Raw genomic sequence first — 25817 nt, forward strand, 5'->3', positions numbered from 1 at the left:
CATAAAGTCTAATCAATTTGTACTATATTAACCTTAAGTTAGCATATGTTATCTGGTTTCGGGGTGAAATAGTATTATCATAAAATAATCTTCTATTTTTAGTAAAATTTCAACAAAATACATGGAACCAATACAACTTATTTCAGATCATTTCATTGAAGAAAAATGCAATTTTAAAGAACTTATAGAAAGACTTCGCGCTGGGTTTTCGACTTCGGCTATCAAAGTACCTATGCGTCATCATCATGATTATCCTAATCCTGCAGAAGAGAAAGATTCAACACTGCTGCTAATGCCGGCGTTTCAAGCGGGTAGAGATTTAGGAGTGAAAATTGTTACGGTAAGTCCGAATAATGGTAAATATGATTTGCCTTCGATACAAGGAACTTACATTTATCTCGACGGGCATAAAGGAAATATAAAAGCAATTCTTGATGCAAAATCATTAACAGGAAAACGTACCGCAGCGACATCTGCATTGGCAAGCAGTTATCTTTCTCGAAAGGAGTCTTCATCTATGCTGATGATTGGAACAGGCGCATTAGCCATAAATTTGATTCAAGCGCATGCAAGCGTAAGACCCATTAAAGAGGTTTATGTTTGGGGAAGAACTATAGAAAAAGCACAATTGGTTTGTGATGCACTCAAAAGTTTCTCTTTTACTTGTAAACCAGTTTTAACTGTAGAAGAAGTTATTTCTCAAGTTGATATTATTTCGGCTGCGACTTTATCGCCTGTTCCGCTTGTTTTTGGAAAATGGCTGAAAGCAGGGCAGCATTTAGATTTGGTTGGCGCATATAAAAAAGACATGCGTGAAGCAGATGATGAAGCCGTTTTAAAATCGAGTCTATTTCTGGATACTTATCAAGGCGGACTTAAGGAAAGCGGTGATATTTTGATTCCGCTGACAAGTGGAATTATCACAAAAGAAACGATTAAAGCAGATTTGTTTGAGCTGTGCAGTAATACAAAAACAGGCAGAACATCTGATGCTGAAATCACCTATTTTAAATCAGTTGGACATGCTTTAGAGGATCTTGTTGCAGCTGGATATTTTTATGAAGAGTATAATTTAAAAACACAAAAAAATGTCTAATACCTACCATAATATTTGTAATAATATTGATTATAAAGCAGAGACAGATGTACTGCAAATAAAGACAATTGATATGCATACAGGCGGTGAACCTTTGCGTGTAATTGTTTCTGGTTTTCCAAAACTGAAAGGAAATACAGTTTTAGAATACCGAAGAGATATAAAAGAAAACTACGATTATTTAAGAACGGCATTGATGTTTGAACCTCGCGGTCATGCTGATATGTACGGTTGTATTTTGCTTCCGCCAAATGATGATGATGCCGATTTTGGTATTCTTTTCATGCATAATGAAGGTTACAGCAGTATGTGCGGTCATGCGGTTATTGCAATAAGCACTTTGGCAGCAAAAATGAATTGGATAACAATAAAAGAAGGGGAGAATGAATTGAAAATTGATGCTCCGTGCGGGCGAATTTTATCGTTTGTTACCATTTTAAATGGAGAAGTAACTGGAGTGAGGTTTCATTGCGTGCCTAGTTTTGCTGTAGGTTTAGATCGTATTGTAAACGTTCATGGCGTTGGCGATGTTGTTTATGATTTAGCTTATGGCGGTGCTTTTTATGCTTATGTTGATTTGAGAAAAAACCCGCATTTGAATTTCGGTTTAACCGAAGAAAATTACCGTACTATTATTCAAAATGGCGTTGATATAAAACATGCGGTAATGGATCAGGATAAAGAAATTCAGCATCCGTTTGAGGAGGATTTGAGTTTTTTATACGGCACTATTTTTATTGATGAACCGCTTGATACTTCTAATCACAGCCGAAACGTTTGTGTTTTTGCTGATGGAGAAGTCGATCGTTCTCCAACTGGTTCTGGTGTTTCTGGAAGAATTGCAATTGAAAAAGCTAGAAATACTATAAATTTGAATGAATTTATTACGATAGAAAGTATAACAGGAAGTACTTTTACAGGATCTCTTGTTAGAGAAGAAAAATTTGGACCTTTTAAAGCTGTAATTCCGCAAGTAGAAGGAACTGCTTTTGTAACCGGAGTAAATACGTTTTTAATAGATCCAAAAGATCCTATGAAAAACGGCTTTATACTTAGATAATTAAAAAGTGTAGTGTAATTGCTAAAAATTATTTAACACATAGAAACATAGGTTTGTTTTATTGGATAAAAGATTAAAATATATGACACATCATTTACACATAGATTGCTCTATGTGCATTCATGCAAAGTGAAACGCCTTTTCACGCGACAAAAAGCTATGTTTCTATGTGTTGAAAGTAATCGCGCCCAGCGGGTTTTAGATAATTTAATTAATCAATTTTAAAAAATATATAAAATGACAATTGGTATAGGAGGCTCAACTGCCGCTGCGGAGTTAGAGAAAATCGAAAATATGACATTGGATGTAAAACCAATTCAACCAGAAGAATATTTGGCGCGTTTAAAAAAAGCAGTCGCGATCATGAAAGACAGCAATGTAAAAGTGCTGTACATTAATGCAGGAACAAACCTTTATTATTTTACGGGAACGAAATGGAATCCGTCAGAAAGAATGGTGGGCGCTTTATTGTATGACGATGGAACGCTGGATTATATTGTTCCAAAATTTGAAGAAGGTACATTTAAAAAGTACATGCAATTAAACGGAAAAATTAATTGTTGGGAAGAGCACGAATCTCCTTATGTTTTGATGGGAGAATTATTGAAAAGTAAAAATATTGAGAGCGGAAATGTTGCTATAGATGAATCGGCTCCTTATTTTTTAGTAGGCGGAGTTGTTAAAATAAATCAGTCATATACTATCATCAATGCACTTGCTATAACATCAGCCTGTCGTATGCAAAAATCGGCTGCTGAAATTGCAATTATTCAAAGAGCAAAAGATATTACAATGGTTGTACAGCGTGCAGCGGCAAAAATATTACGACCTGGAATTACGGCTGCGGAGGTTACTAAATTTATAAATGAAGCACACATAAAAGCAGGTGCTGTTGCTGGTTCTTATTTTTGTATTGTTTTATTTGCTGATGATACACAATATCCGCATGGTGTTTCTGTACCTCAGGATTTAAAAGAAAATGGAGCAGTTATTATTGATACAGGCTGTAAGCTGGAAGGATATATTTCAGATATCACAAGATCATATTCATACGGAACTCCATCTGAAGAATACAAAACAATTTGGAATTTAGAAAAAGCAACGCAGCATGCGGCTTTTGAAGCAGCTCAAATAGGAGCATCATGCGGATCTGTTGATGATGCAGCTAGAAAAGTATTGGCAGAAGCGGGCTTAGGTCCAGATTATAATTTACCGGGATTACCGCATAGAGTAGGGCACGGAACAGGTTTAGATATTCATGAATATCCATATTTAGTAAGAGGTAGTAAAATTGAACTTCTTGAAGGAATGGTGGTTAGTAATGAACCAATGATTTGTATTCCTGGAAAATTCGGAATTCGTCACGAAGACCATTTTTATATGACAGAAAATGGACCAAAATGGTTTACAAATCCAATGGAAAGTGTTGAAAATCCGTTTGGGTATTAATTAAATAAGAAACACAAATCCCGTCTATTTATTCGAATCAATTCGTATAAATAGACGGGATTTTTATTTTAACGGCTTGGTATAGATTTTAATAGGGTAATTGATCAGCCGGAATTCCTGTGAAATCTGGATCAGGTGTGATTTCAAATTGTACAGCTTTAATATGAGTCTGATTTTGTTGTAAAGCTTTCATTATACGATGCATGCCGTCCATTAAACGTCCATCAGCACATAAAATGATAGGATATTGCAAATCTACAGCCTCTATAAGTTTAATATGCTCTAGAATAGCTGCACAAGTAGCCTGTTGATCTGAATCTTGAAACCAATAAGGTTCGTTAATCTCGTTTATTGCGCTGAGTAAAATATTCTTTATTGGAAAGTTTTTAGATAATTCTACTAATCGATGTACATCCCAAGCTTTTAAGCCGTCTTTGCTTGGACGTAGATTATATTGTTTTCTCATAGTTCTCGTTTGTTAGAAATACAAAGTTAGATAAAATGAAAAACCGCTGAAAGAGATTCTCTCAGCGGTTTTGTTTTTTAGAATTGTATTCTAAATTATGTTTATGAGTTATGATTACTTAACGATTAGTTTTTTTCGTTGCGTGAAATTACCATCAGTAAGTACTACGTGGTAAATACCAGTTGGTACATTCTTTAAGGTATAACTCGATGTATTGCGAACGGTATCAATTACAGCACCAACATTATTGTAAATCGTAATTACAGCAGTTGGGATATTTACATTTTCAAAATTGAAATTTACAACATCAGTTGCTGGATTCGGGAACATTGAGAATGATTTTTTACCCATTAAAAGATCATTTCCTTCAGCTCCAGAAAGAGGCAGGTTGATGTCAAGGTAATTACTCCAAGCGCTCGTTCCTGATGCATTTGCAGCTCTTACTCTAAATCTGTAAGCTGTTTCAGTTCCTTGTTTCGGAATCCATAAATAGTATGTAGTTGATGTTCCTGTGGTTGTCCATCCAGTTGCAGCTTTGTATAACTGTACTTCATAGCTGGTTGCAGTCGCAACTTCTGTCCAAGAAGCATAGAATCCTGATGAATAAACTCCTGAGTTTCCAATATTTGTCGGAGTATTTAAAGTAACCGGATTAGGGTTTGAAGCTCCAAAAGTTACCGTGTAATCTTCAACTTCTCCATCGCCAATATTATCGCATGGCGTTGCAGGATTTCCGTTGTATTTCATTACAATACGCATTCTCGTTGTTCCAGTTCCATCTGCAACTGTAAAATTACCAGTAACTGTGCCCGTTGATGAAAGTCCGTTGATTATTTTTTCTGAAGGTTCAAAAGTGTTGTTTTTGTTGTAATCAATCCAAATTCCCCAAGACTCTGAATAATTAGAACCTGAAAAACCTGGTGTTAAGCTTACGGCAGCACTTGTATTAGGTGTTAATGTTATGTTTTTAGAAGTATAATTTCCGTAACCTGAAGCATCTGCGCCAGATGTAGTAGTAAAACTTCCAATTGTAACATCTTTAATATACTCGTATGAATTGCTTCCTTGTGCCGTACAATAAGCAGATGCCGCTTCAATAACAGCAGTTGCTACATTCGAATAATCTGAAGAAACGGCATTGGCATTCGCCTTAACTCTGTATGTATAAGTGTTTCCAGCAGTTAATCCTGTATTGGTGTATGTAACCACATTTGCTCCTAAGGTTGCAATACTGCTGTAAACGCCGTCTGCTGAAGCTCTTTCAACAGTATATCCAGTTTCATTAGTAGCATTATCTACCCACGTTAAAACAGCTTGAAGACTGGTTGAATTTGCCGTCGCAACTAAATTTGTTGGAGCTGCAACCGTTATTCCGCCAGTTGCTCCTGCAATAATGGCTTGATTAGGCTGTGTATTATAAGCAAATTCTGAAATCGTATAACCATCTCCGTTTGCAGTTACTTTTACTTTAAACCATCCGTAGCAAGTTCTGCCTCTTCTGCTGTATTCAAAACCTACATAAGCCGTTTGATTGTCCCAAGCAGTATAAGATGCAGTACGTAAATCTAATTGATTAGGATATGCGCCTGGAGCAGTAAAGTTACTTGTTGCGCCTATAGATGCACCTGCGGCAATCTTAGTAATGTTTCGTGTTCCAGTTTCAGTAACCAGTCGTTTACCATATGTTTCTATTTTCAGAGCGTTAGCCGCATATTGCCATGCGCCATACTCTGTATTGTCTCCAATACCTAAATCAAAATATTGCCATACTGCTGCTGGTGAAGCAATATAATCTGGATTGTTAACATAATAGATTCCGTAAGGAGATTCGAATTTTAAATTTATTGTTTTTGCAGCATTGTCTAGTGTTGCAATTCCGCCAGTAATTGCGGCATCTTTAAACGTTACGATTACCGCAGCATCATTAGCTGGTAAATGTGAACTTGCTTTTCCTGTAAAAGTAAGAGCCGCTTTTGAGTTGCTCTGCAAGGTTAAAACTGCTGTTAAACCTGCTGGAACGCCAGTAATAGTGTAGTCTGTATTTGCAGTAAAAGTTCCAGTGCTTTTTGTAAAAGTTCCATTGTTGGTTGATAACGAAATTACAGTGTTTGATGTAATGCCGCCATCATTAGCATCTGCTTCATACAAAGTATCAGTAGAAAGAACAACAGCTGTTTTTGGAGTCATTCCAGTATAAATCGTGGCTCCTGGCTGTGTATTGTAAGCATATTCAGTAATGCTGAAACCGTCACCGTTTGTGTCAACTGTAACTTTAAACCAGCCGTAACAAGTTAAACCATCAATAAGATAATCGAAACCAACATATCCTGTTTTTCCGTCCCAATTGGTATACGATGCTGTGCGTAAATCTAATTGATTAGGATATGCACCCGGAGCTGTAAAATTACTTGAAGCGCTTATAGGAGAATTAGCAGGAAGCAATGTAATGTTTCTTGTTCCGGCTTCGCACACTAATTTTTTGGCATAAGTTTCAATTTTTAAAGCATTGGCAGTATATCTCCATGAACCAAACGCGGGATCATCGCCTTTGTCTATTTTAAAAGCTTTCCAAGTTTGAGCGGCAGATGCTGTTGCGTCTGGCATATCGACAAAGAAAATACCATATGGATCTACAAACTTAAAGTCGTAATTTAAACTGGTACACGTTAAATCTACAGTTCCGCCTGTGAAAGCGGCAGGTAAAAATGTAATCGCCCCTTTTGCATTGTTGACAGTTTGATGGCTTGTCGCGTTTCCAGTTAAAGTTATTGTTAATTGTGAGTTTGAATTAACAGTGATTACAGGTGTAATTCCTGCTGGAAAAGTGTGAGAAAAATGAGTTCCAGAAGTCATTGTTCCTGATGAAAGAGCAAATGTTTTTCCTGAAAGCGTTACAATTGATGCGGTGTCAAAAGAACCATTATTAGAAACAGCTTCTTTAAACGAACTTGTATTTACAGTTAATAAACCTCCAGTTGAGTTTACTCCAGTGGCAATAAGATTGGCTGCCTGCCAAAGTGATTTTCTTGACGGATGTTCCAGAGCTGCAACCATTCGATCAATTTGCCCTTGAGTGTACATTTTGTAACAGCCTTGAGCACCATTGTACCCCATGTAGTTCTCATTGTTAACTCTATCTCCGTTGCAGTTTGTACCTTGAGTACAGGCCAAAGTATGTTTTCCATCTTCTAGAGGAGTGTCGTCTACCTCATCAGTACCTGTGCAGCCTCCTTCAAAAGTGTGAATTAGATTCAAGAAATGTCCAAATTCATGGGTAAGTGTAGCTGAAAATTCTGTGCTGTAGGAGTTGTCATAAAGATAAGCTCCATTAAAAACAACTCTCGCTGTATTGCTGGCAGTCATTCCAGAATCAGGATACCACGCAACGCCCGAATTATTTAAAGCGCCATCTGCGTATAAATCGTTCTGAATGTAAACGTTCATGTATTTTGTATTGTCCCAAGCATCGGCTGCGATTTGATCGTCGTAACCGCCGCCGTTACCGAAACCGTTTTTAGCAGGATGAAATACAACTCCCGAAGTGCAGCCGCCGTTTGGATCGATTTTAGCAAGTTTAAACTCGATTTTTAAAGTACCTCTTCTGGCTTGAAAAAAAGGATCAACCGTTTGATAGTCGGCATTACGTCCGTTAAAATCATCATTAAGATGTTGTAAATGGTTTACGATTTTTTGATAGGTAACGGTTTTTCCGCTTTGAACATCGCCATAAATGTGAAAAACTACAGGAATGACATAAGAGGTTTCGGCCATTTTGCCTGTTTTTGATTTTCTGGCAGCACTAAAATTTTTGCTAAAAGTATCAAAGTCTTGTTTTTCTTTTAGTGCATGAGGATTTGATTTGTAGATTTTTTCGTTCTCCTCGCTCGTCCGACAGGGAAGACCTTGAGCGCTCATTTTAAGCATCATAAGTAATGACGCGAATAAAAATAATTTTGTTTTCATAAATGTAGGTATTTGTTTAGTTGAACCAAAGATATTTTTATATGAAAAGACATACTTATACTATTTTATTCGGTTATGATATGAAATTATCTTAAAATTAACTTTAAAATTATGTTATGTGTTTTTATTCAGTTAATTACGTGTGCTATTGTTTTCTTTTAATGTTTGTGTAGGAAACCGAATATTTCAGTTTGTTCCAAAGAAAAAGCAGGCGTTTTTAAGGCGCCTGCTTCAATTCAATGAGATATTAAATTGCTTACTAATTCAAATTAAAACTTATCCCAGAATAATTTTGTTGTCATTTTATCACCGCCAATTGCTGTTGCGGCTGCATTGTAGTTTGCAGTGTTTAAAGTAGAGTCAAATAAAGAATAAATGTTTCTTACTGGTACTTTTCCTTCTGCTTCAGTAACTGCTGTTATTGGTGCAACTAAAATAGGGAAGTCTAATCTTCTATATTCTGTCCAAGCTTCAAACCCGCGGTTGTAGTATGCAATCCAAAGCTGATACGCTATTTTTTGTTTATCAGTTCCAAAAGCTGTAGCATAAGCAACATCAGGTCTAGCTAAGTAAGTGTCAGTATCAGTAGCTGAAACTCCCCAGTAATTCATGCTGGAACGAATTCCTTTCTCGTAATATTCAGCAGCTGTCGCGCCTACACTAAAACCTCTGCTGGCTGCATCTGCAAGTAAAAAACAAGTTTCGGTATAATCAAAGATTACCCCTGGATTTGATCTTTCTTTTATTCTTACGCCTACATTCGAGTAGTTTTTATAACTTACTTGTTGTGCATAAGGCGCGCCTTTGTAGGCTCCGGCAATTTTTGAAGCAGGATTAAAAAAGATGTCTCTTCTAGGGTCTGATTTTCCGTTTAATTCATTTACAAAAAATTCTGTCGGCATGATTTGGCTTTCGTTTACCAAACTGTTGTATAACGGATTTTGGTCAACGATAGTTTTGTAATATTGAAATAAAGCATTTTCAGCATCATTCCCAATTACGCCCGAGCTGTATGCCGATTCTACCATTGTTTTAGCTTTGGCAGCATCAACATCGGCTAAGTGCATTCCTAGTTTTAATTTAACACTATTGGCTAATTTTTTCCATTGTGATACTTTTCCTTTGTAAATAAGATCAGCTGATCCGAAACTGTCATAACTGCTATCCATATCTGCAATCGCAGCATCTAAACGAGCAGCTAAATCTAAATAAACCGTTTTTGCATCGTCGTATTTCGGATTTGGATATTTTTCTATATCTAAAGCTTCTGAATATACAATGTTTCCAAAAAGATCAACAAGTGTTTGGTAAGCCATTACAATTTGAACTTCCAAAATAGCAATTCTATTTTTTTTAACTGCTGCTTCAATAGGACCTAAAGCCTGCTCTTCGGTTATTTTCTTTTTTGCAATTACGAAATCCTGCAGGACATCTCTATAAAGTACTATCGAGTGTGAGTTTCCTAAGTTTCTTTTGGCTTGATTGTAATTTACTTCGTCTGTATAAGTCGATGTAGTCCAATGCTGTGCATATGCTCTAAAATTATTATCATTAACAGAAGCATTAGTCAGGAAATAAGAATAATTTACTTGAGAACTTGTCATTAAACTTCCCGGTAAGGCTGAGGTATATGCTTTTGTATTCTCGTTTAATCTATCGATGTCTTCACAAGAAACGGCAGAACTTAGCAATATTCCCGCAAGGAGTATGGTTGTTATTTTTTTCATTTTGTTTGTTTTTAGAATTGAACTTTGATATTAAAGTTGTACTCTTTTGTTGTAGGTAATACTCCAGTTTGGAAACCTTGCATATTTCCAGATGATGTTCCAGCTTCTGGATCAGCATATGGAAGATTTTTGTGGATAATCCATAAATTGCTTCCATTTACTGCAAAAACAAGGCTGTTGATGAAAGTATGTGTCAGGTATTTTGAAGGAAATTTATAACTCAAACCTACTTCGCGCAATTTTACATATGAAGCGTCATAAACATAAGCTTCCTGCGGCATAGAGTTGTAAGTGTTGTAATCAGCAGGAACAACGGTTGTGTTAGGCGTGCCATCTGCTTTTACACCTGGAAGAATAATTCCGCCGCCGTCAGCAATTGCATTTCTTATAGGGTTTCCTAAGTGATTGTTTCCAACTGTGCTTTGGTAAATACCTGTAGTGTGACCATATTGTTGATCCAGCGACCATACGCTTCCACCTTTTTTCATGTCTATTAAAAAGTTGAACGCAAAATCTTTGTAACGGAAAACGTTGTTGATACCGCCTGTCCAGTCAGGATTAACGTCACCAATTGTTGCTCCGGCTACCACTTCATATAGACCGTTTGCTTTTACAACTCTTTCACCATCTAAATATTTAAATCCTCGTCCAATAAATTGACCAATTGGTTTTCCAACCTCAGCAATGTATCCTACACCTTGAAACGAACTTATCGAAAGTCTCTCAGCGCCATTTAGATCAATAACTTTGTTTCTGTTAGATGCCCAGTTGATTCTGGCTTCCCATGAAAAGTCTTTGGTTTGAAACGGAATCACATTCAACGAAAGTTCATAACCTTTGTTTTCAACATTCCCGCCATTAATCCACTGTCTGCTGTAACCCGTTTGTACTGGTACTTCGATAGATAAAATTTGGTTTGTAGTATTGGTCTTGTAGTATGAAAAATCTAAACCAATTCTGTTTTTTAAGAATTTAAGCTCAACACCAGCTTCAACACCTTTTGTAAGCTCACTTTTTAAGTTAGAATTACTTTTGTTGTTTTCATTTGAAAAACGAATTCCATCAGGACCGAAATTGCTGTTTTTTGCAAACGTTGATTGAATAACAGCAAATTCAGCGTCGTTACCAGTTTCTGCATAGTTTAAACGAAGTTTTCCAAAAGATAACCAGTCTGCATTAAGATGTTTACTGAAAATGTAAGTTCCTGTAATAGATGGATAGGTATAAGTATTGTTTTTCTTAGGAAGTGTAGAAGATTGATCTACTCTGTATGAACCCTCAACAAAAAAAGTTTCATTAAAATTGAAAGTGGCATTTGCATAAACGCTGTTTGTACCTATCGTTTCGTAAAACTCGTCAGGATAGTTAATAGGAGCGATCGTGTTGCTTAACATGTATTTACCAGGAACAATTAAACCTCCATTAGTTCTGGCATATGTATTACTATTTACTGAGCGTCTTGTATTACCTCCTAATAATCCATAAAACTTAATTGTTTCTGTAATATCAGTTTTAAAGTTTAAGATTAAATCTAAATTGATCTCACGGAATGTTTTGTCGTATCTAGAATACTGCCCTAACATATTGGCTGTTCTTTTAGAGCCTACGGCAATGCGCTCTTCTTGCAATTGAGTATAGTAATCAACAGATCCTTTACCTACAATGTTTAACCAGCTTGCTACATCTGTACTTAATGCAAAATTACCAAAGAAGCGATCTCTGTTTAAAGAGTTGTAATTGTTGTAACGTTGAAAGTATGGGTTGTCATGAAACTGAACACTTAAGTCTGTTGGTCCGCCAACACTCCATGTCGTGTTTCTTTTGGTTAAATTGTAAGCATCTTCTAAATCCTGAAAATCAGCACTCATATTGTACCATTGTCTTACACTGCTCAGGTAGTTATTTCCACCGTCTCCGTAACCCGTTTCGTTCATTCCCTTAGCGTATGCTTTCAAGTAATTTGCCGAAGCAGAAATTTTTGTTCTTGAACTAAGTTTGTAGCTTGATGAAAAATTAAAATTGTCTTTTTTGTTACTGCTGTTTGGAAGAATTCCTTGTGTTTGGTTATAGTTTGTATATCCAAATCTAAAATCTCCATTTTCATTTGATGCCGAAACAGCGATGTTGTTTGTGTAGGTAAGACTCTTTTGGTAGAAGCTGTTTGGATTCTTTTTTACAGGTGTCCAAGGCTTTGCAATACCGTACGTAGGTAATTCTGGATAAAAAGAGTTCCAGTTGTAAACCAATAAATTTGGGTCGTATTTTGGTCCCCAAGATGCATCATCTGTCGCTGCATACGGATGTGTACCGCTGCCTAAATCTACAGTTCCGTAAAAATCACCATAACCGCTGCCGTATTGATTTTGGTATTCTGGTAATGTTTTTTTATCTACAGATCCCACATTTACTCCACTTGTAAAAGTAATTCCTAGTCCGTCTTTAGATTTGCTTCCTTTTTTTAATGTAACAAGGATAACACCATTTGCAGCTCTAGAACCGTACAAAGCAGAAGCCGCAGCACCTTTTAAAACGTTCATAGATTCAATGTCGTCAGGGTTTATATCTGATGCAGCATTTCCATAATCGTATCCACCAGTGTTTCCACCAATTTTTTGTTCGAGTGAGTTTGTGTTGTCATTATTTAAAGGAATTCCGTCTACAACCCATAAAGCTTGGTTGTTTCCTGTAAGAGAAGACGATCCACGAATAATAACATTTGTTGATCCGCCAATGTTGTTGTTTCTTCTAATGTCAACACCAGCTATTTTTCCAGAGATAGAGTTGGCAACGTTTCCGCTGTTAACTCTTGTCAAATCTTCGCCTTTGACTTCTTGTGTAGCGTAACCAAGAGACTTTTTCTCTCTTTTAACACCTAAGGCGGTAACTACAATTTCTTGAAGCGCAGTTGAGCCTCCAGACATTTTAAGATTTATCTTATTTGTAGATGCTGGTACTTCTTGAGATTTTAGTCCTATATAGCTAAATGTCAAAACTTGGTTTGGAGATGCGCTGATGGAAAAAGCACCATCAAAGTCTGTTTGTGTTCCTGTTTTGGTTCCTTTGATGGATACACTTACGCCTGGTAAAGGCAGTCCTGCATCATCGGTAATAACTCCTGTCACTATTCTTTCCTGGGCAAAGATTAGCTGCGTTGCAAATACAAAAAAGAGTATCGCAATCTTTCTAAAATAAAGGTTAATTCTCATATTATGATTTTATGATTAGTAAGTGCAAATATTTTGCATTTATGGTTTTTTTTATGCCAATATATTATCATAAAATCAGATTATATTATCGTGTTTTGAGTATTGTTTATTTTGTTGTTTTGCGCTTGTAAGTATTTATTTGCTTAAAGATGTTGTTGTTTTGTATGTTTTAAAACTTGAAGACATTTGGTTAAGATAATCTAGACATTAAAAAAGCATAAAAACTTCATTTTCAGAATAAAAAAAAAACAGTTACAAAATTGCTCTTGTAACTGTTTTTTTATGATGATAAATTTAAAGCCCCAGCGGGGCAATGTGATTAAGTTAGGCTTTTAGAAAATATAATTAATCTCGCAAAGGATTAAATTTTAGGCACAATATTGTCATTTCGACGAGGGAGAAATCTTCGTAAGAAACTCTACAAAGATTGGCTGTTCGTTGCGGAGTTACTCGCGGAGATTTGCTTCGCCTGTTCGCTATTGCTCGAGTCTCCTTCGTCGAAATGACAAAGTTTTGCGATTTTGTTCCTTAACTTAATGATATTGACCTCTGGGGCTTAAAAAGAAGCTATTTGTGCTGCATCAATTTTTCTATATCTGCTATTTCTATTGGCAATGCTTCCGAAAGATTTATGTTTCCATCTTCTGTAAGCAGGTAATCGTTTTCTAATCGACAGCCGATTCCTTCTTCTCTAATATAAATTCCAGGTTCGCAGGTAAATACCATTCCTTTTTCTAAAACGCGGGAATACAATCCAACATCATGAACATCAAGACCTAAATGATGAGCCGTTCCGTGCATGAAATATTTTTTGTAAGCCGGATAATCAGGATCTTGATTGGCAATATCTTCAGGAGTAATTAGTTTTAATTTAATTAATTCCTGTTCTATTAAAGCTGCCATTTGTTTTTCGTAATCGCTATGACGAATACCGGGTTTTAGCAGTTTTGAACCTTCTTTTAAACAATGCAAAACAGATGAATATACTTCGCGCTGGCGAGGTGAAAAAACACCATTTACGGGAACACATCTCGTAGTATCTGAATTGTAGTTGGCATAACAAACACCAAAATCTACCAAAATCATATCATTTTCTTTGCAAACGGCATCATTAGTATTGTAATGCAAAGCGCAGGCATTTTTTCCAGAAGCAATAATAGGTCTAAAAGCATGACGGGAAGCACCATTTTTAATCACTTCGTAAATCAGTTCAGCCTCTAATTCAAACTCCTTAATGTTTGGTTTAACTGCTTTTAAAAGACGTTCAAAACCTTTCACGCTGATTGCCGAAGCTTTTTCTATAAGAGCAACTTCTTCATTTGATTTTATAGGGCGCAATTCACGTGTAATTTTGGCTGCTCTGTAGTATTGATGTAGTGGATATTTTTCTTTACACCATTGAATCATTCGATCCTGACGAGTAGTTATTTCGGCGGTTACTCTTTTGATGTGTTCATTATGACCTAAATAAAAAGCATCGGCCTCAAAAGCAAAAAGCTGTAAAGTCTTTTCAAATTCATGAACCCATTTTATGGTTTTTATACCCGAAATTGCTGAAGCTTCTTCTTTGGTCAAAAAATCGCCATCCCAAAGTTTGGTATGCTCGTTTACTTCTTTTATAAATAAAATAGTTCGATTTTCTTCTTTGTAGGCATCTGGAGAAAGAACCAAAATAGTTTCGTCCTGATCAATTCCCGACAGGTAAAATAAATCATTGTTTTGAGCAAATCCCATTACGTCATCTGCATTGTTGGGCATTACATCATTAGAAACCAAAACCGTAATGGTGTTTGGGTTCATTTTTGCCGAAAAACGTTTTCTGTTTTCGATGAATAAAGAAGGTGATATCGATTCGTATCTCATAAATTTATAATTGAAACATTTCTGTATTGACCGATGTAGTTTTTTCCGAAATAATCTCTGAAACCAGCTTTCCTGTTGCCGGTCCTAGACTTAATCCCATCATCGCATGTCCTGTTGCCAAAGTTAAGTTTTTTATTTTTTTGTCTCGAGTAATTATTGGCATTCCTGATGGCGTGCAAGGTCTAAAACCAAACCAAGTTTCTTTTTCTTCTGGCATTTCGATTTTTAAATCAGGATAAAAGTCGTTAATGCTGTTCACAATTCCCTGTACTCTGTTTTTGTTTATTTGAGTGTCATTTGTATGCGTTATTTCCATAGTACCGCCAAAACGAATATCGTTGTTCATAGGCGTAACAGCGACTTTTCCTTCGCATAAAATGGCAGGAATTGATGGTTTTTGTTTGGTATCGTGTAAAGTAAAACTATATCCTTTTCCGGGTAAAATAGAAATAGAACGATGCAGTTTTTTTGCAATTCCCGGACTCCATGATCCTGTTGCTAAAACGACTTCATCTGTTTTAAATGGTCCTATATCAGTAATTATTTCTGTAACAGAATTGTTTTTTATAACGAAATCTTCGACTAAAGTTCTATTGTAAATTTTTACATTCAATTTGTCTAATTCACCTTTTAAAAACCGCATGAATTTTTGCGGATAAAGATGTGCGTCACTTTTATAATGTACCCCGCCAATTACGTCTGTTCGAGTTCCTTTCTCAAGTTTTGTTACTTCATCTTTTGACAGGAAATCGACTTCTAATCCAAAAGAAGCGGCTAGTTCTCCTTCATGGATTATTTCTTCAGCTGTTCTTTCTGTTTTATAAAGCATTAAAAGACCTTTTTTCTCGTAAAAAAAGGAATCATTTTCTTTAGTAAAATCCTCATACAATTCTTTACTGAATAATGACAAATTGCAAAGTGCCGGCATCGCTTTTTCGACATGCTGTTTATTGGCATGTTTATAAAATTGAAGTCCCCATTTTGCTAAATCACTGCTCAATCTTGGTTTTACATAAAACGGACTTTGGCTGTCAAACATCCATTTTATTCCCTGTGCGATCATTCCAGGCTGCGCCAATGGAATAATGTGCGAAGGAACAATCATTCCGGCATTGCCATACGAACAGCCGTCAGTCATGTCTGATTTGTCAAAAACAACTACTTCATAACCTTCTTTAGCGAGATAGTATGCAGAGCACAGTCCTATTATTCCGCCGCCAATAATACTTACTTTTTTCATTAAAATTATGCATTTTAAAAAGCATTGGTAAGCGTAATTATGTGCTAAAACCAATGATTTGTCTTGATATTAAATTAAATTGATCTGCTGGCTGTAATTTTCTTCAACGCATAGAAACATAGGCTTTTTTTGTATAATAAAAGAATACAAAAGAGAAATGCATTTCTCTCACAAAGCTTACTTTGTGTATTTAAAATAAGTGAAACGCCTTTTTTTTCAAGATTAAGCATCTATGTTTCTATGTGTTAAATAATTGTATTAATAGGCAGAAAAAATTAGATTACTTGAAATCCAAATGCGTAAGGATCATCATCTTCATCAATAATTATATTGTTGTAACCATATACTTTTGCCCATCCTTGAATGCTTGGTACAATGGCTTTAATATCTCCAATAGAAGTTTCTTCTTCAACTCTTCCTATAAATTTGCTGCCAATAAAACTTTCGTGAATAAAATCTTCGTCTTTTTTCAGTTTACCTTTCGCATGAAGCTGTGCCAGTCTGGCTGAGGTTCCTGTTCCGCAAGGCGATCGATCGATTGCTTTGTCACCATAAAAAACAGCATTTCGTCCAGATGATGAAGAATCTAACGGATCTCCTGTCCAAAGCATATGACTCACATCTCTAATAGTGCTGTTTTCTGGATGAATAAATCGATCAGGATATTTTTCATTAATGCGTTTGCGAACTTCCTGACTGTACTGCACAATTTTTGCTGCCGTAAAATCTTGTATTCCCGAAAAATTAGTCTGCGGATCTACAATGGCGTAATAATTTCCTCCATAAGCAACATCAAAAGTTATTTCGCCAAGTTCAGGGCAATCAATAGTAAGTCCTTCAGCCGCGAGATATGATTTTACATTGGTTAAACGTACCCAATCCACTTTTTTTCCTGTTTGCTGATATTCAATTTGAACTAAACCAGCGGGCGCTTCCATTTTTATTTTTCCTGGAATTTTTGGAGTAACCAATCCTTCTTCAACAGCAATTGTAATTGTTCCAATAGTTCCGTGACCGCACATAGGCAAACAGCCGGAAGTTTCGATAAACAAAATACCAAAATCATTATCAGGATTACTTGGCGGATAAAGTATACTGCCGCTCATCATATCATGACCTCGGGGTTCAAACATTAGTCCTTTGCGAATCCAGTCGTATTCTTTTAAAAAGTGCTGACGTTTTTCGCTCATATTGTTGCCAATTAAATTTGGACCGCCGCCGGCAACCACTCTCACTGGATTACCGCAGGTGTGTGCATCGACACAAAAAAAAGTTTTTCTTGGCATAAATTAAATAGGTTTGTTTGTTATTACATCATTAACAGTTCTATTGATATTTAATGGGTTTGAATTTTGAAGCGCTGCTGGAAGTAATTCATCCGGCCAATTTTGATAACTAAAAGGACGTACCCATCGTTTTACGGCATGAATTCCCACAGCGGTAAACCTAGAATCTGACGATGCAGGGTAAGGACCTCCGTGCAGCATTGAAGCACATACTTCAACACCAGTTGGAACTCCGTTAAAAATTAATCTTCCCACTCTGTTTTGTAAAGCACTTGTAACAGTATCATAATTTGAGATTTCGGCAGACTCGGCAATTATAGTTCCAGTCAGCTGTCCGTCTAATTTATTAATAATTGTGGTAAGTTCCTCTAGATTTTCGCACTGAACAATAATCGAAAACGGACCAAAAACTTCATGGCTTAATACTGTGTTTTCTAAGAATGTTTTGCCATCTACACTCAGTACAGTTTGCTGTGCATAATTAGGCGCAGTTTCTTCTTTATATTCAGCAACAGTTGTAACTCCGTTTTGAGATCTTATTTTTTCTCTGCCATTATTAAAGTCAGCTTTAATCGACGGATGCAGCATGCACGAAGGTGCTATTTTCTCGATTTCTTCTGCTAATTCTTTTGAAAACTGATCTAAATTTTTGTCTTTTATTCCTAAAAGCAACCCCGGATTGGTACAAAATTGTCCCGTTCCCAGTGTGATAGAACCAGCGTAAATAGCGGCCCATTTTTTACTGTTTTTTTCTAATGCTTCAGGTAAAATTACAACAGGATTAATGCTTCCCATTTCGGCAAATACAGGAATAGGTTCCGGACGTTGTGAAGCCAGATCAAATAAAGCGCGTCCTCCGTTTATACTTCCAGTAAACCCTACTGCTTTTACAAGCGGGTGTTTTACTAAACTTGTTCCAAGTGTTGTACCGCTGCCTATCAAATTAGAAAATACACCTTCGGGCATTTGGTGTTTTTTAGCCGCTTTTATAACAGCAGAGGTAACCATTTCGCCGGTTGCAATATGCATCGAATGGCTTTTTACAATAACAGGACATCCTGCAGCTAAAGCTGATGCTGTATCACCTCCTGCGGTAGAAAAGGCAAAAGGGAAATTACTAGATCCAAAAACGACAACAGGACCTAACGGAACCAGCATTTTGCGTAAATCTTCTTTCGGGAGCGGTGCTCGATCTGGAATTGCGGTATCGATAGTAGCTTCAAGCCAGCTTCCTTCTAAAAGCATGTTGGCAAAAGAACGCAATTGAAAAATAGTACGTCCTCTTTCTGATTCTGCTCTGCCTTTTAAAAAACCAGATTCGGTACAGTATATTTCTAATAAAGCGTCGCCCAATTCTAGAATTTCGTCTGCAATTGCGTTTAAAAAAGCAGCTTTTTTTGCCGCTGGATAATTTTTATAAATTTTAAAAGCATCATCAGCCAAAGCAACTGCTTGTTCGATTTCTTCAGGAGAAGCTTCTGTAAATGTCCAGGGGTTTTCAATATTCCACTGCGGGTTTATGGTTTTATATGTTTTGGTTCCGCCAGCCAAAAGCTGACTTCCCACATAATTTTTTCCTGTAATCATTTTTTTATATGTTAAGATTAAAGTTAAATCCAGATTTGTTAAAAATTATAGTGTTTTGTGTGCTGGTTATTGCTATAATAACCAGCCCAAAAACAAACAAACTAAATCAACCAAATTAAACTTTTTGAGAAAAAAGATTAATTTTCTGTTTAATACAAGCTTATAATATTATAGACTTGTAATCTGGAAGTGTAGGTCTAGTGCGAAGGCTTTCGTTAATAATAGCCAGTACTCTTTCTCTTTCAGCTCCGTGAAGCGGTAATCTTGGTGCACGAACATGTTCTGTTCCTAAACCTGTTGCAACTTCAGCCAGTTTTATATTTTGTACTAAAAGCGGATTAATATCTAATTCTAAAAGAGGTAAAAACCATCTGTAAATAGCCAAAGCTTCTTCGGCTCTTCCTGCTTTTGCCAGTTTGAAAATCGCAACAGTTTCTGCAGGGAAAGCATCGACTAAACCTGAAACCCATCCATCAGATCCCATGAAAATACTTTCTAATGCCAGGGTATCAACTCCTGATAAGATTTTTAATCTTCCGTTAAAACGGTTTATAATTCTAGTTACATTCGAGATGTCTCTTGTAGATTCTTTTACGGCTTGAATGTTGTCGAATTTTAAAATTTCTTCAAACATATCTAATGTTACTTCTATTTTATAATCTATAGGATTGTTATAAATCATGATAGGAAGTGAGGTGCTTTTTGCAATTTCAGAGAAATAAGTTACGGTTTCGTGACTCGCAGCATTATAACGCATAGGAGGAAGTAACATTAAACCTTTTGCTCCATTTTTTTCTGCTTCGTTAGCAGCAAGAATCGCGGCACGAGTAGTCTGCTCGGCTATATTCATAATTACCGGAACTTGTCCGTTAACGATATTGATTGTTTCCTGAATTAATTCTTTTTTTTCCTCTTGTAATAAAGTGCTTGCCTCGCCAAGTGTACCTCCTAAAATTATTCCAGAAACACCTGCTTCGAGTTGAGCTTTAACATTTACTCCAAACATATTGAAGTCTAATTTGTCATCGGCAGTAAATTTTGTGGTTACTGCTGGCATAACGCCTTTCCATTGAATACTCATAATTACGATTTTAATTTTTTCAAAAATATTTATAAGTGGTAAATATGTGCTTAGGGAAGTTATCACAAAAAGATACTATATTATCCGCTTTCGTATTAATTTTTAAAATTATTACTTAATATGCGTGCATTTTTTTATATTTATCACATGTAATTAAATTGATTATGAAAGTATTTCCATTTAAAATTCCAAAAACTAAAGAAGATTCGCTGATTTATCAAGAGGATATTGAGTTTGTTTTCTATGATAAATTGCATCAGCACGAAGAAATACAAATCAGCTATATTGAAAATGGCGAAGGAACCATTTTTGTAGGTGATACTATTTCACCCTATCAAAAAGGTGACGTGGTAGTTATAGGCAGTAATTTGCCTCACGTATTTAGAAGTGATGCCAACACAGAAGAATTATCTGTGATGTTAACATTGTTTTTTACCGCCAATTCTTTTGGAAAGGAGTTCTTTTCATTGCCTGCTTTAAAAGAAATTCAACCGTTTTGGGAAAGCTGTAAAAACGGATTTGTGGTTAATAATCCGTCTAATAAAGTTATTAAATCTTTTAAAAAGATCAAATCGGTTAATGAATTTGATCGGTTTATGCTTTTTTTAGAAATAACAAAAAAGCTTTCACAGGATAAAAAAACGCCGCTTTCGAGTTATATATATGATAAAAAAATCACTGACAATGAAGGCAAGAGAATGCAGACGGTTTTTGAATATGTGATGACTAATTTTCAAAAGAATATTACGCTCGACGAAATTGCTGCTTTATCGAATATGACGAAAAATGCATTTTGTAAATATTTTAAAGTGCGGACAAATAAAACCTTTTTTCAGTTTTTGATTGAGATAAGAATTGAGAGGGCAGGGAAGCTCTTGTCTAAATCGCAAGAACTTTCAGTTTTGGAAGTTTCTGAATTGTGCGGCTTTAATAATATTTCTAATTTCAATAGAAAGTTTAAAGAAATCAAAGGAGTCTCTCCTTTAGTTTATCGGAAATCTCAAAGATTGAAGTGGAAACAAAAGGTATAAACGTTGGCTGTAATTTTCAAAAAAAATGTTTAAAACACATAGGAACATAGGTTTTATAGCTGGAAAAGAATACATAAAGAAATACATTTCTTTCGCATAGACCATGCTTTGTGTATTTAAAATAAGTGAAACGCCTTTAATGACAAAGAAATCTATGTTTCTATGTGTTAAAAACACACCAATGCGGGAATAAAACAATTGATCATGTAAATGAAAAAAGCTCCTTAAACAGTATTGTTTAGGGAGCTTTTGAGTTTTGCGCGTTTTTATTATTGAGGCTGCTGCTGCGTTACACAGTGAATCATTCCTCCGTTTTTGTATAAATTTCTAACATCAATACCTACAACAGTTCTTCCTGGAAATAAGCCGGCAATAATGGTATTGGCAACAGCATCGTTAGGATCATTATAATTTGGAACCAATACTTTTCCGTTGGCAACATAAAAGTTTATGTAACAGCCTTTGTATCCTAGATTGGTACCATTTGTAGTAACAACATCATTTTTTGACAATGGCAGAAACACTTTAGTATAAGCTTCATTATTTTTGTTAGAAGCGCTATATAACACGTTTATATCGGTTTGCGTTAATCCCCAGTTCAATAAATCATCGTTATTCATGGTTACCATTTTATTGCCAGAAACAAATTTAGCAATACCGTCAATATGCATATCTGTTACATCTTCTTTGCTAAATCCGCCTTCTAACCAGATAAATTTTGTGGCACCGTAGTATTTAGTAAAATTGGCTTCGGCTTGTGCCTGCGTCATACCTGCATTTCGAGTTGATCTGTTCTTTTGGCTCAGTACAGAACTTTTTGTAGCCATCATTACACCGTGACCGTCTAATTCTACAGAACCGCCTTCGTTTACCATTGGTACGTTTACTGCTTTTATACCAATTTCATCAGCGATAAATGATGGGATAGCATCGCATTTTTTGTAACCAAATTTTTCTCCCCAGCCATTAAATCCCCAATCTTGAAGTACTAATTGACCAGATTGGTCTTTTGCAAAAATAGGCCCGTTATCTCTCACCCAAACATCGTTTGTTTCGTGTATTTTAAAATTTACGTTAGTTAATGGCACACCGGCATTTGTCAGCAGAGTTTCAATTCTTGATTGTTCTGCCGCGTCATAAGCTATAATATGCACTTTTTCTGTTGATTGAAGGGCTTTTGTCATTGCTACCCATGTTGCGTCTAAACTGTTGCGGTATGTAACACCATATTCATATTGATGCGGCCATTGCAGCCAAGTGCCTTCGTGCGGTGCAGATTCTTCGGGCATTGTATAAAGAACATTAGTAACTGGTAAAGTTGGATCAGGATTTGGTGTCGATCCTTCGACTTCGCTGCTGTCGCAAGCTGAAATTAAAATGGCAAAAGTCATTGATAAAATTGCTTTGTTGTACATTTTGATGTTTTAAATTATTGAATAAATGCGTTCAGGGTTCTAAAAATTACTCGACAAAGAGAATAATTTTTAAAACCCTGATACTTTTTTTTCTCCCAAATGAACTAGTTTGGGTACAGAAAGTTAGTTTAACGCTTAATTTACCCAATTTTCTTACCTAATTTGGCAAGAAGTTCTTGTTTATTTAATTTGCTGATGGGTATTTTATGAGTTCCAATAATGGCTAAATTTCCATCAATCAGTTCCACTTTACTTAGGTTGACAATAAAAGAGCGATGACAGCGGTAAAAAAGCTGTTTCGAAAGCTCTTCTTCCATCGCTGTAAGAGCAATTAAAGTAGTATATGTTTTTTTCTCGGTTACTATTTTTACATATTTATGAAGACCTTCAATAAACAATATGTCGCTCAAAAGAATTTTAATGTGCTGATGACTGGATTTTATAACTATCGATTGATCAATAACTGAGGCTTCAGCGGCATCTTTGCTTTCGTTTTCTAATTTTAGTAATTCCAGTGCTTTGGTTACAGCTTTGTAGAAACGTTCAAAAGTTATGGGTTTTAGTAAATAGTCTATAATATTGAGTTCATAACCATCTAAAGCAAATTCAGAGTAAGCTGTTGTAAAAATTACTTTTGGCGGATTTTGAAGCGACCTCAAGAAATCGATTCCAGACAAATGCTGCATTTGAATGTCTAGAAACAGTAAATCGACTTTATTTGTTTTTAAATAATTGTCGGCCTCAAGTGCCGACGAGCATTCATACACAATTTCGAGCTCAGGAATTTGCATTAAATGAGTGCGTATTAAAGTACGGGCTAAAGTTTCATCATCGACGATAGCGCATTTATATATTGTCTTTGTTTCCATAAAAATGTAAACTTACTTTATAGATTGAATCGATGTCTTCGGTACTTAATTGGTAATCGTCTCCAAATAGATTTTTGAGCTGTGATTCTATATTTTTCAATCCAATACCTTGATTTTTTGATTTAGGCTGAAAAGAATTAACAACACTAAACTCAATTTTATTGTTGACAGCGGTAAGAATTATGTCGACAAAACCATTTTTATTTTCAATAATATCTCCATGCTTAAAAGCATTTTCTAGTAGTGTTAGGAATAATAAGGGAGGAACCTCCGGAACAGAGTTGTCGTTAGAAATGGTAAAATTCATATTTTTCATTCCTGCAATTTCTCGGTATTCCTGAATTTGAAGGTATTTGTGAATTATTTCTATTTCTGACAGCAGAGATACACTTTTCTTGTCGCCTTCATAGAGAAAATAACGAAGTATATCAGCCAAACAAGCAAGCATTTTCGGAGCATTGTCACTTTTTATTAATGTTAATGCATAAATATTATTAAGTGCATTAAAAAGAAAATGCGGGCTGATTTGTGATTTTAACAGCATCATTTCGGTTTGCAGTTTTTCATTTTCTGCCTGCAGGCGAAGTTGTTTTTCGGTAAAATATTTATTGAAAAACCAAACAATATAAGAGATGAAAAGATAAAGCGAATGATTTAGAAGGAATGAAATAAATGATTTTAGCAAATCATCGTCATACAAAACAACATTCAAACCAGTGCTGTAATAGATTAAAAAACTAATACTTAACAACAGAATTAAAGCTGAAACATAAGCTGTTTTTCCTTTTTTGTTCAAAACAAAAGGCAGCAGAACGAATAGGTTAATGTAAAATTCAGAGCAAAAAGCAACCACTTCAAATGAAGTATAAAGAATACTCTCTTTTAGATTGTAAAATGAAGCTATGTAATCAAATACATACAATGAGATAAACAACCAAAAAAGCAGATGGTAGTAAATTTTATTCATTTGGCTCTTAATTTTATGCAAAGTAATTAAATTAGAAGCAACATTGAATAAAATAGAATAATTTTAAACCTGTTTTTAGGGATAGTCATTATTAAGTGATTTTTGTAATAAAGTCAGAGACTTTTAGAACTTTACATTTTTTAAGAAGAAAGATGAGGTAGCGAAAAGTCAATCCCGAAAGTTTTCGCGCTTGCAATGAACACTTTGCAGAGCAGGAGCAGTGCTTGTCATGAACACTTTGCAGAGCAGCGTAGTTTTAAATGAGATGTACTATTTTGTAAAATAAGCAAATAAGAACGTGCCACTAACAATATTGTCAAGAAAATGAGAAAGAAAGTTTTATTTAGTCTATGTATTATAGCGTTAATGTGTATTAGTTGTAATGAATTTAACACAGCAACACCTCAAGCATCTTCAACAATTTCAAATTCAAAAGAAAATGGGTTTTATCTCTCTACAGCAAATAAATTGCAAAATGGAGATTTAGATATTATTGATTCTGTATGGATTGAAAAAGTTTGGCATTATAAAGTTATAAATGGAGATAAAAAAAAGGTTGCATTATCTCCAAATAATCAAATTGTCTTGAAACTAAAAAAAATAAACAAAGAGTTTAAGAAAAGTGAATATTTTTTAGAATGGAAAATAGAGGAAAAACATTTTGGTAATTTAGGTTCTGGCAATGGAGTGTTCATGATAGCATTCCCAAAAACTACTAGAATAGATACTCTTCATTTTTTGTTACATAAAGTAAATGATAATTCAACTATTGATATCGGAACATTTGTTAATGTATCAAAGTTAGTGATAGAATAGGTAATGTATTAGATGTCTTGGTGCTTAATTATTGCATCTAACATTTACAGGTAATAAGAAATTTATAGTACTATCACAGAAAAATTAAAATAATCTTCTGTTTGTACTTTTGCGGAGCAGTGAGAAAAGTAAACGAAAATCTTTTTATAATGCAAAAAATATTTTATTTCATTGTTGAGGCAACATTTTGGATTCTATTAGTCCTATCCAAATTCTTATTATTTTTGTTGCTTATGTTTATTTTAAACTCGCTGATTGAATTGGATGTTTATGTCTATATATTTTTCGCACTTGCAGGACTAATTTATGGGATTTATTTTGCTGAAAAAATAAGAGAAAAGCATGGATGTTCAAATTATTGGAGTAAAATTTACAATACATCAGATATTGATGGGAATAAAAAAAGTGATGAAGAAAAGAATTTGTAATTCTCCCTGCCTTGTGAAGAATTATAATTAAAAAGCTGTGCAATATCGAAAGCTTTCGGGATTGCGCATCGCTTGCGATGAACACTTTGCAGAGCAGGTTAAGTTCAGTAGCCGAAACTATAAAAAAGTAATTAATGATTTATAAATTAAGTTTATCAGTAATTTTAATAAAGCTTTTACTAATTGGGATAGTATTCAATTGTTTGTTTTATTTTGTTGTTAAAAATTTTGATTCTGTAATTTATGTTGTCTCTTTTATAATAATTG

18 protein-coding genes are annotated in these 25817 nt (G+C 35.2%); 6 read left to right on the forward strand and 12 right to left on the reverse strand.

All coding sequences use genetic code 11. From position 1 onward, the window contains the following. Positions 1-121: 121 nt before the first annotated feature. From ACHRVL_RS19400 to ACHRVL_RS19410, 3 genes are all read left to right on the forward strand, one after another. Complete coding sequence (locus ACHRVL_RS19400; protein WP_395414998.1) at positions 122-1096, forward strand: ornithine cyclodeaminase family protein; 975 nt, start codon at positions 122-124, stop codon at positions 1094-1096. Further along, entirely contained in the window at positions 1089-2156 is a 1068-nt protein-coding gene (locus ACHRVL_RS19405; protein WP_395414999.1) for a proline racemase family protein, read from the forward strand. The genes ACHRVL_RS19400 and ACHRVL_RS19405 overlap by 8 nt, the downstream gene beginning before the upstream one ends. 237 nt (positions 2157-2393) lie before the next feature. Further along, complete coding sequence (locus ACHRVL_RS19410) at positions 2394-3605, forward strand: M24 family metallopeptidase (protein ID WP_395415000.1); 1212 nt, start codon at positions 2394-2396, stop codon at positions 3603-3605. A gap of 88 nt (positions 3606-3693) precedes the next feature. Here the strand turns inward: ACHRVL_RS19410 and ACHRVL_RS19415 are convergent, their stop codons facing one another. The 9 genes from ACHRVL_RS19415 to ACHRVL_RS19455 form a co-directional block, all read right to left on the reverse strand. Then, entirely contained in the window at positions 3694-4071 is a 378-nt protein-coding gene (locus ACHRVL_RS19415) for a hypothetical protein (protein WP_395415001.1), read from the reverse strand. 114 nt (positions 4072-4185) lie between these two features. Next, positions 4186-8034: a M43 family zinc metalloprotease gene (locus ACHRVL_RS19420; protein WP_395415002.1), complete on the reverse strand. Its 3849-nt coding sequence runs from the start codon at positions 8032-8034 to the stop codon at positions 4186-4188. A 269-nt stretch (positions 8035-8303) separates the two neighbouring features. After that, a complete protein-coding gene (locus ACHRVL_RS19425; protein WP_395415003.1) occupies positions 8304-9761 on the reverse strand; it encodes a SusD/RagB family nutrient-binding outer membrane lipoprotein in 1458 nt (485 codons plus the stop codon). An 11-nt stretch (positions 9762-9772) separates the two neighbouring features. After that, on the reverse strand, positions 9773-12967 hold the full coding sequence (locus ACHRVL_RS19430; RefSeq protein ID WP_395415004.1) for a SusC/RagA family TonB-linked outer membrane protein: 3195 nt from the start codon (positions 12965-12967) through the stop codon (positions 9773-9775). Between the two features lie 567 nt (positions 12968-13534). Then, the gene (locus ACHRVL_RS19435) at positions 13535-14830 is read right to left on the reverse strand and encodes an aminopeptidase P N-terminal domain-containing protein (protein WP_395415005.1); all 1296 of its coding nucleotides are present in this window, start codon (positions 14828-14830) and stop codon (positions 13535-13537) included. 4 nt (positions 14831-14834) lie between these two features. Continuing rightward, on the reverse strand, positions 14835-16070 hold the full coding sequence (locus tag ACHRVL_RS19440; protein ID WP_395415006.1) for an NAD(P)/FAD-dependent oxidoreductase: 1236 nt from the start codon (positions 16068-16070) through the stop codon (positions 14835-14837). A 275-nt stretch (positions 16071-16345) separates the two neighbouring features. After that, a complete protein-coding gene (locus ACHRVL_RS19445) occupies positions 16346-17356 on the reverse strand; it encodes a 4-hydroxyproline epimerase (protein ID WP_395415007.1) in 1011 nt (336 codons plus the stop codon). 3 nt (positions 17357-17359) lie between these two features. Further along, the gene (locus tag ACHRVL_RS19450) at positions 17360-18943 is read right to left on the reverse strand and encodes an aldehyde dehydrogenase (NADP(+)) (protein ID WP_395415008.1); all 1584 of its coding nucleotides are present in this window, start codon (positions 18941-18943) and stop codon (positions 17360-17362) included. A 160-nt stretch (positions 18944-19103) separates the two neighbouring features. Beyond that, positions 19104-20024: a dihydrodipicolinate synthase family protein gene (locus ACHRVL_RS19455; protein ID WP_395415009.1), complete on the reverse strand. Its 921-nt coding sequence runs from the start codon at positions 20022-20024 to the stop codon at positions 19104-19106. A 164-nt stretch (positions 20025-20188) separates the two neighbouring features. On the opposite strand from ACHRVL_RS19455, the gene ACHRVL_RS19460 reads away from it, so the two are divergent. Beyond that, the gene (locus tag ACHRVL_RS19460) at positions 20189-21055 is read left to right on the forward strand and encodes an AraC family transcriptional regulator (RefSeq protein ID WP_395415010.1); all 867 of its coding nucleotides are present in this window, start codon (positions 20189-20191) and stop codon (positions 21053-21055) included. Positions 21056-21324: 269 nt separating this feature from the next. Here ACHRVL_RS19460 and ACHRVL_RS19465 read toward each other — a convergent pair whose 3' ends face one another. From ACHRVL_RS19465 to ACHRVL_RS19475, 3 genes are all read right to left on the reverse strand, one after another. Continuing rightward, on the reverse strand, positions 21325-22470 hold the full coding sequence (locus tag ACHRVL_RS19465; RefSeq protein WP_395415011.1) for an agmatine/peptidylarginine deiminase: 1146 nt from the start codon (positions 22468-22470) through the stop codon (positions 21325-21327). A gap of 140 nt (positions 22471-22610) precedes the next feature. After that, positions 22611-23339 (reverse strand): LytR/AlgR family response regulator transcription factor, encoded by a 729-nt coding sequence (locus ACHRVL_RS19470; protein ID WP_395415012.1) that lies wholly within the window; start codon positions 23337-23339, stop codon positions 22611-22613. Further along, entirely contained in the window at positions 23317-24306 is a 990-nt protein-coding gene (locus tag ACHRVL_RS19475) for a sensor histidine kinase (RefSeq protein ID WP_395415013.1), read from the reverse strand. The genes ACHRVL_RS19470 and ACHRVL_RS19475 overlap by 23 nt, the downstream gene beginning before the upstream one ends. A 324-nt stretch (positions 24307-24630) precedes the next feature. Here ACHRVL_RS19475 and ACHRVL_RS19480 point away from each other — a divergent pair, with 324 nt between their 5' ends. Next, positions 24631-25122 carry a hypothetical protein gene (locus ACHRVL_RS19480; protein WP_395415014.1) on the forward strand — a complete coding sequence of 164 codons (492 nt, stop codon included), beginning with the start codon at positions 24631-24633 and terminating at the stop codon, positions 25120-25122. Positions 25123-25271: 149 nt separating this feature from the next. Then, the gene (locus ACHRVL_RS19485; protein WP_395415015.1) at positions 25272-25550 is read left to right on the forward strand and encodes a hypothetical protein; all 279 of its coding nucleotides are present in this window, start codon (positions 25272-25274) and stop codon (positions 25548-25550) included. The last annotated feature ends 267 nt before the right edge of the window (positions 25551-25817 follow it).

Source organism: Flavobacterium sp. FlaQc-28, from assembly GCF_044007415.1.
GTDB lineage: Bacteria > Bacteroidota > Bacteroidia > Flavobacteriales > Flavobacteriaceae > Flavobacterium.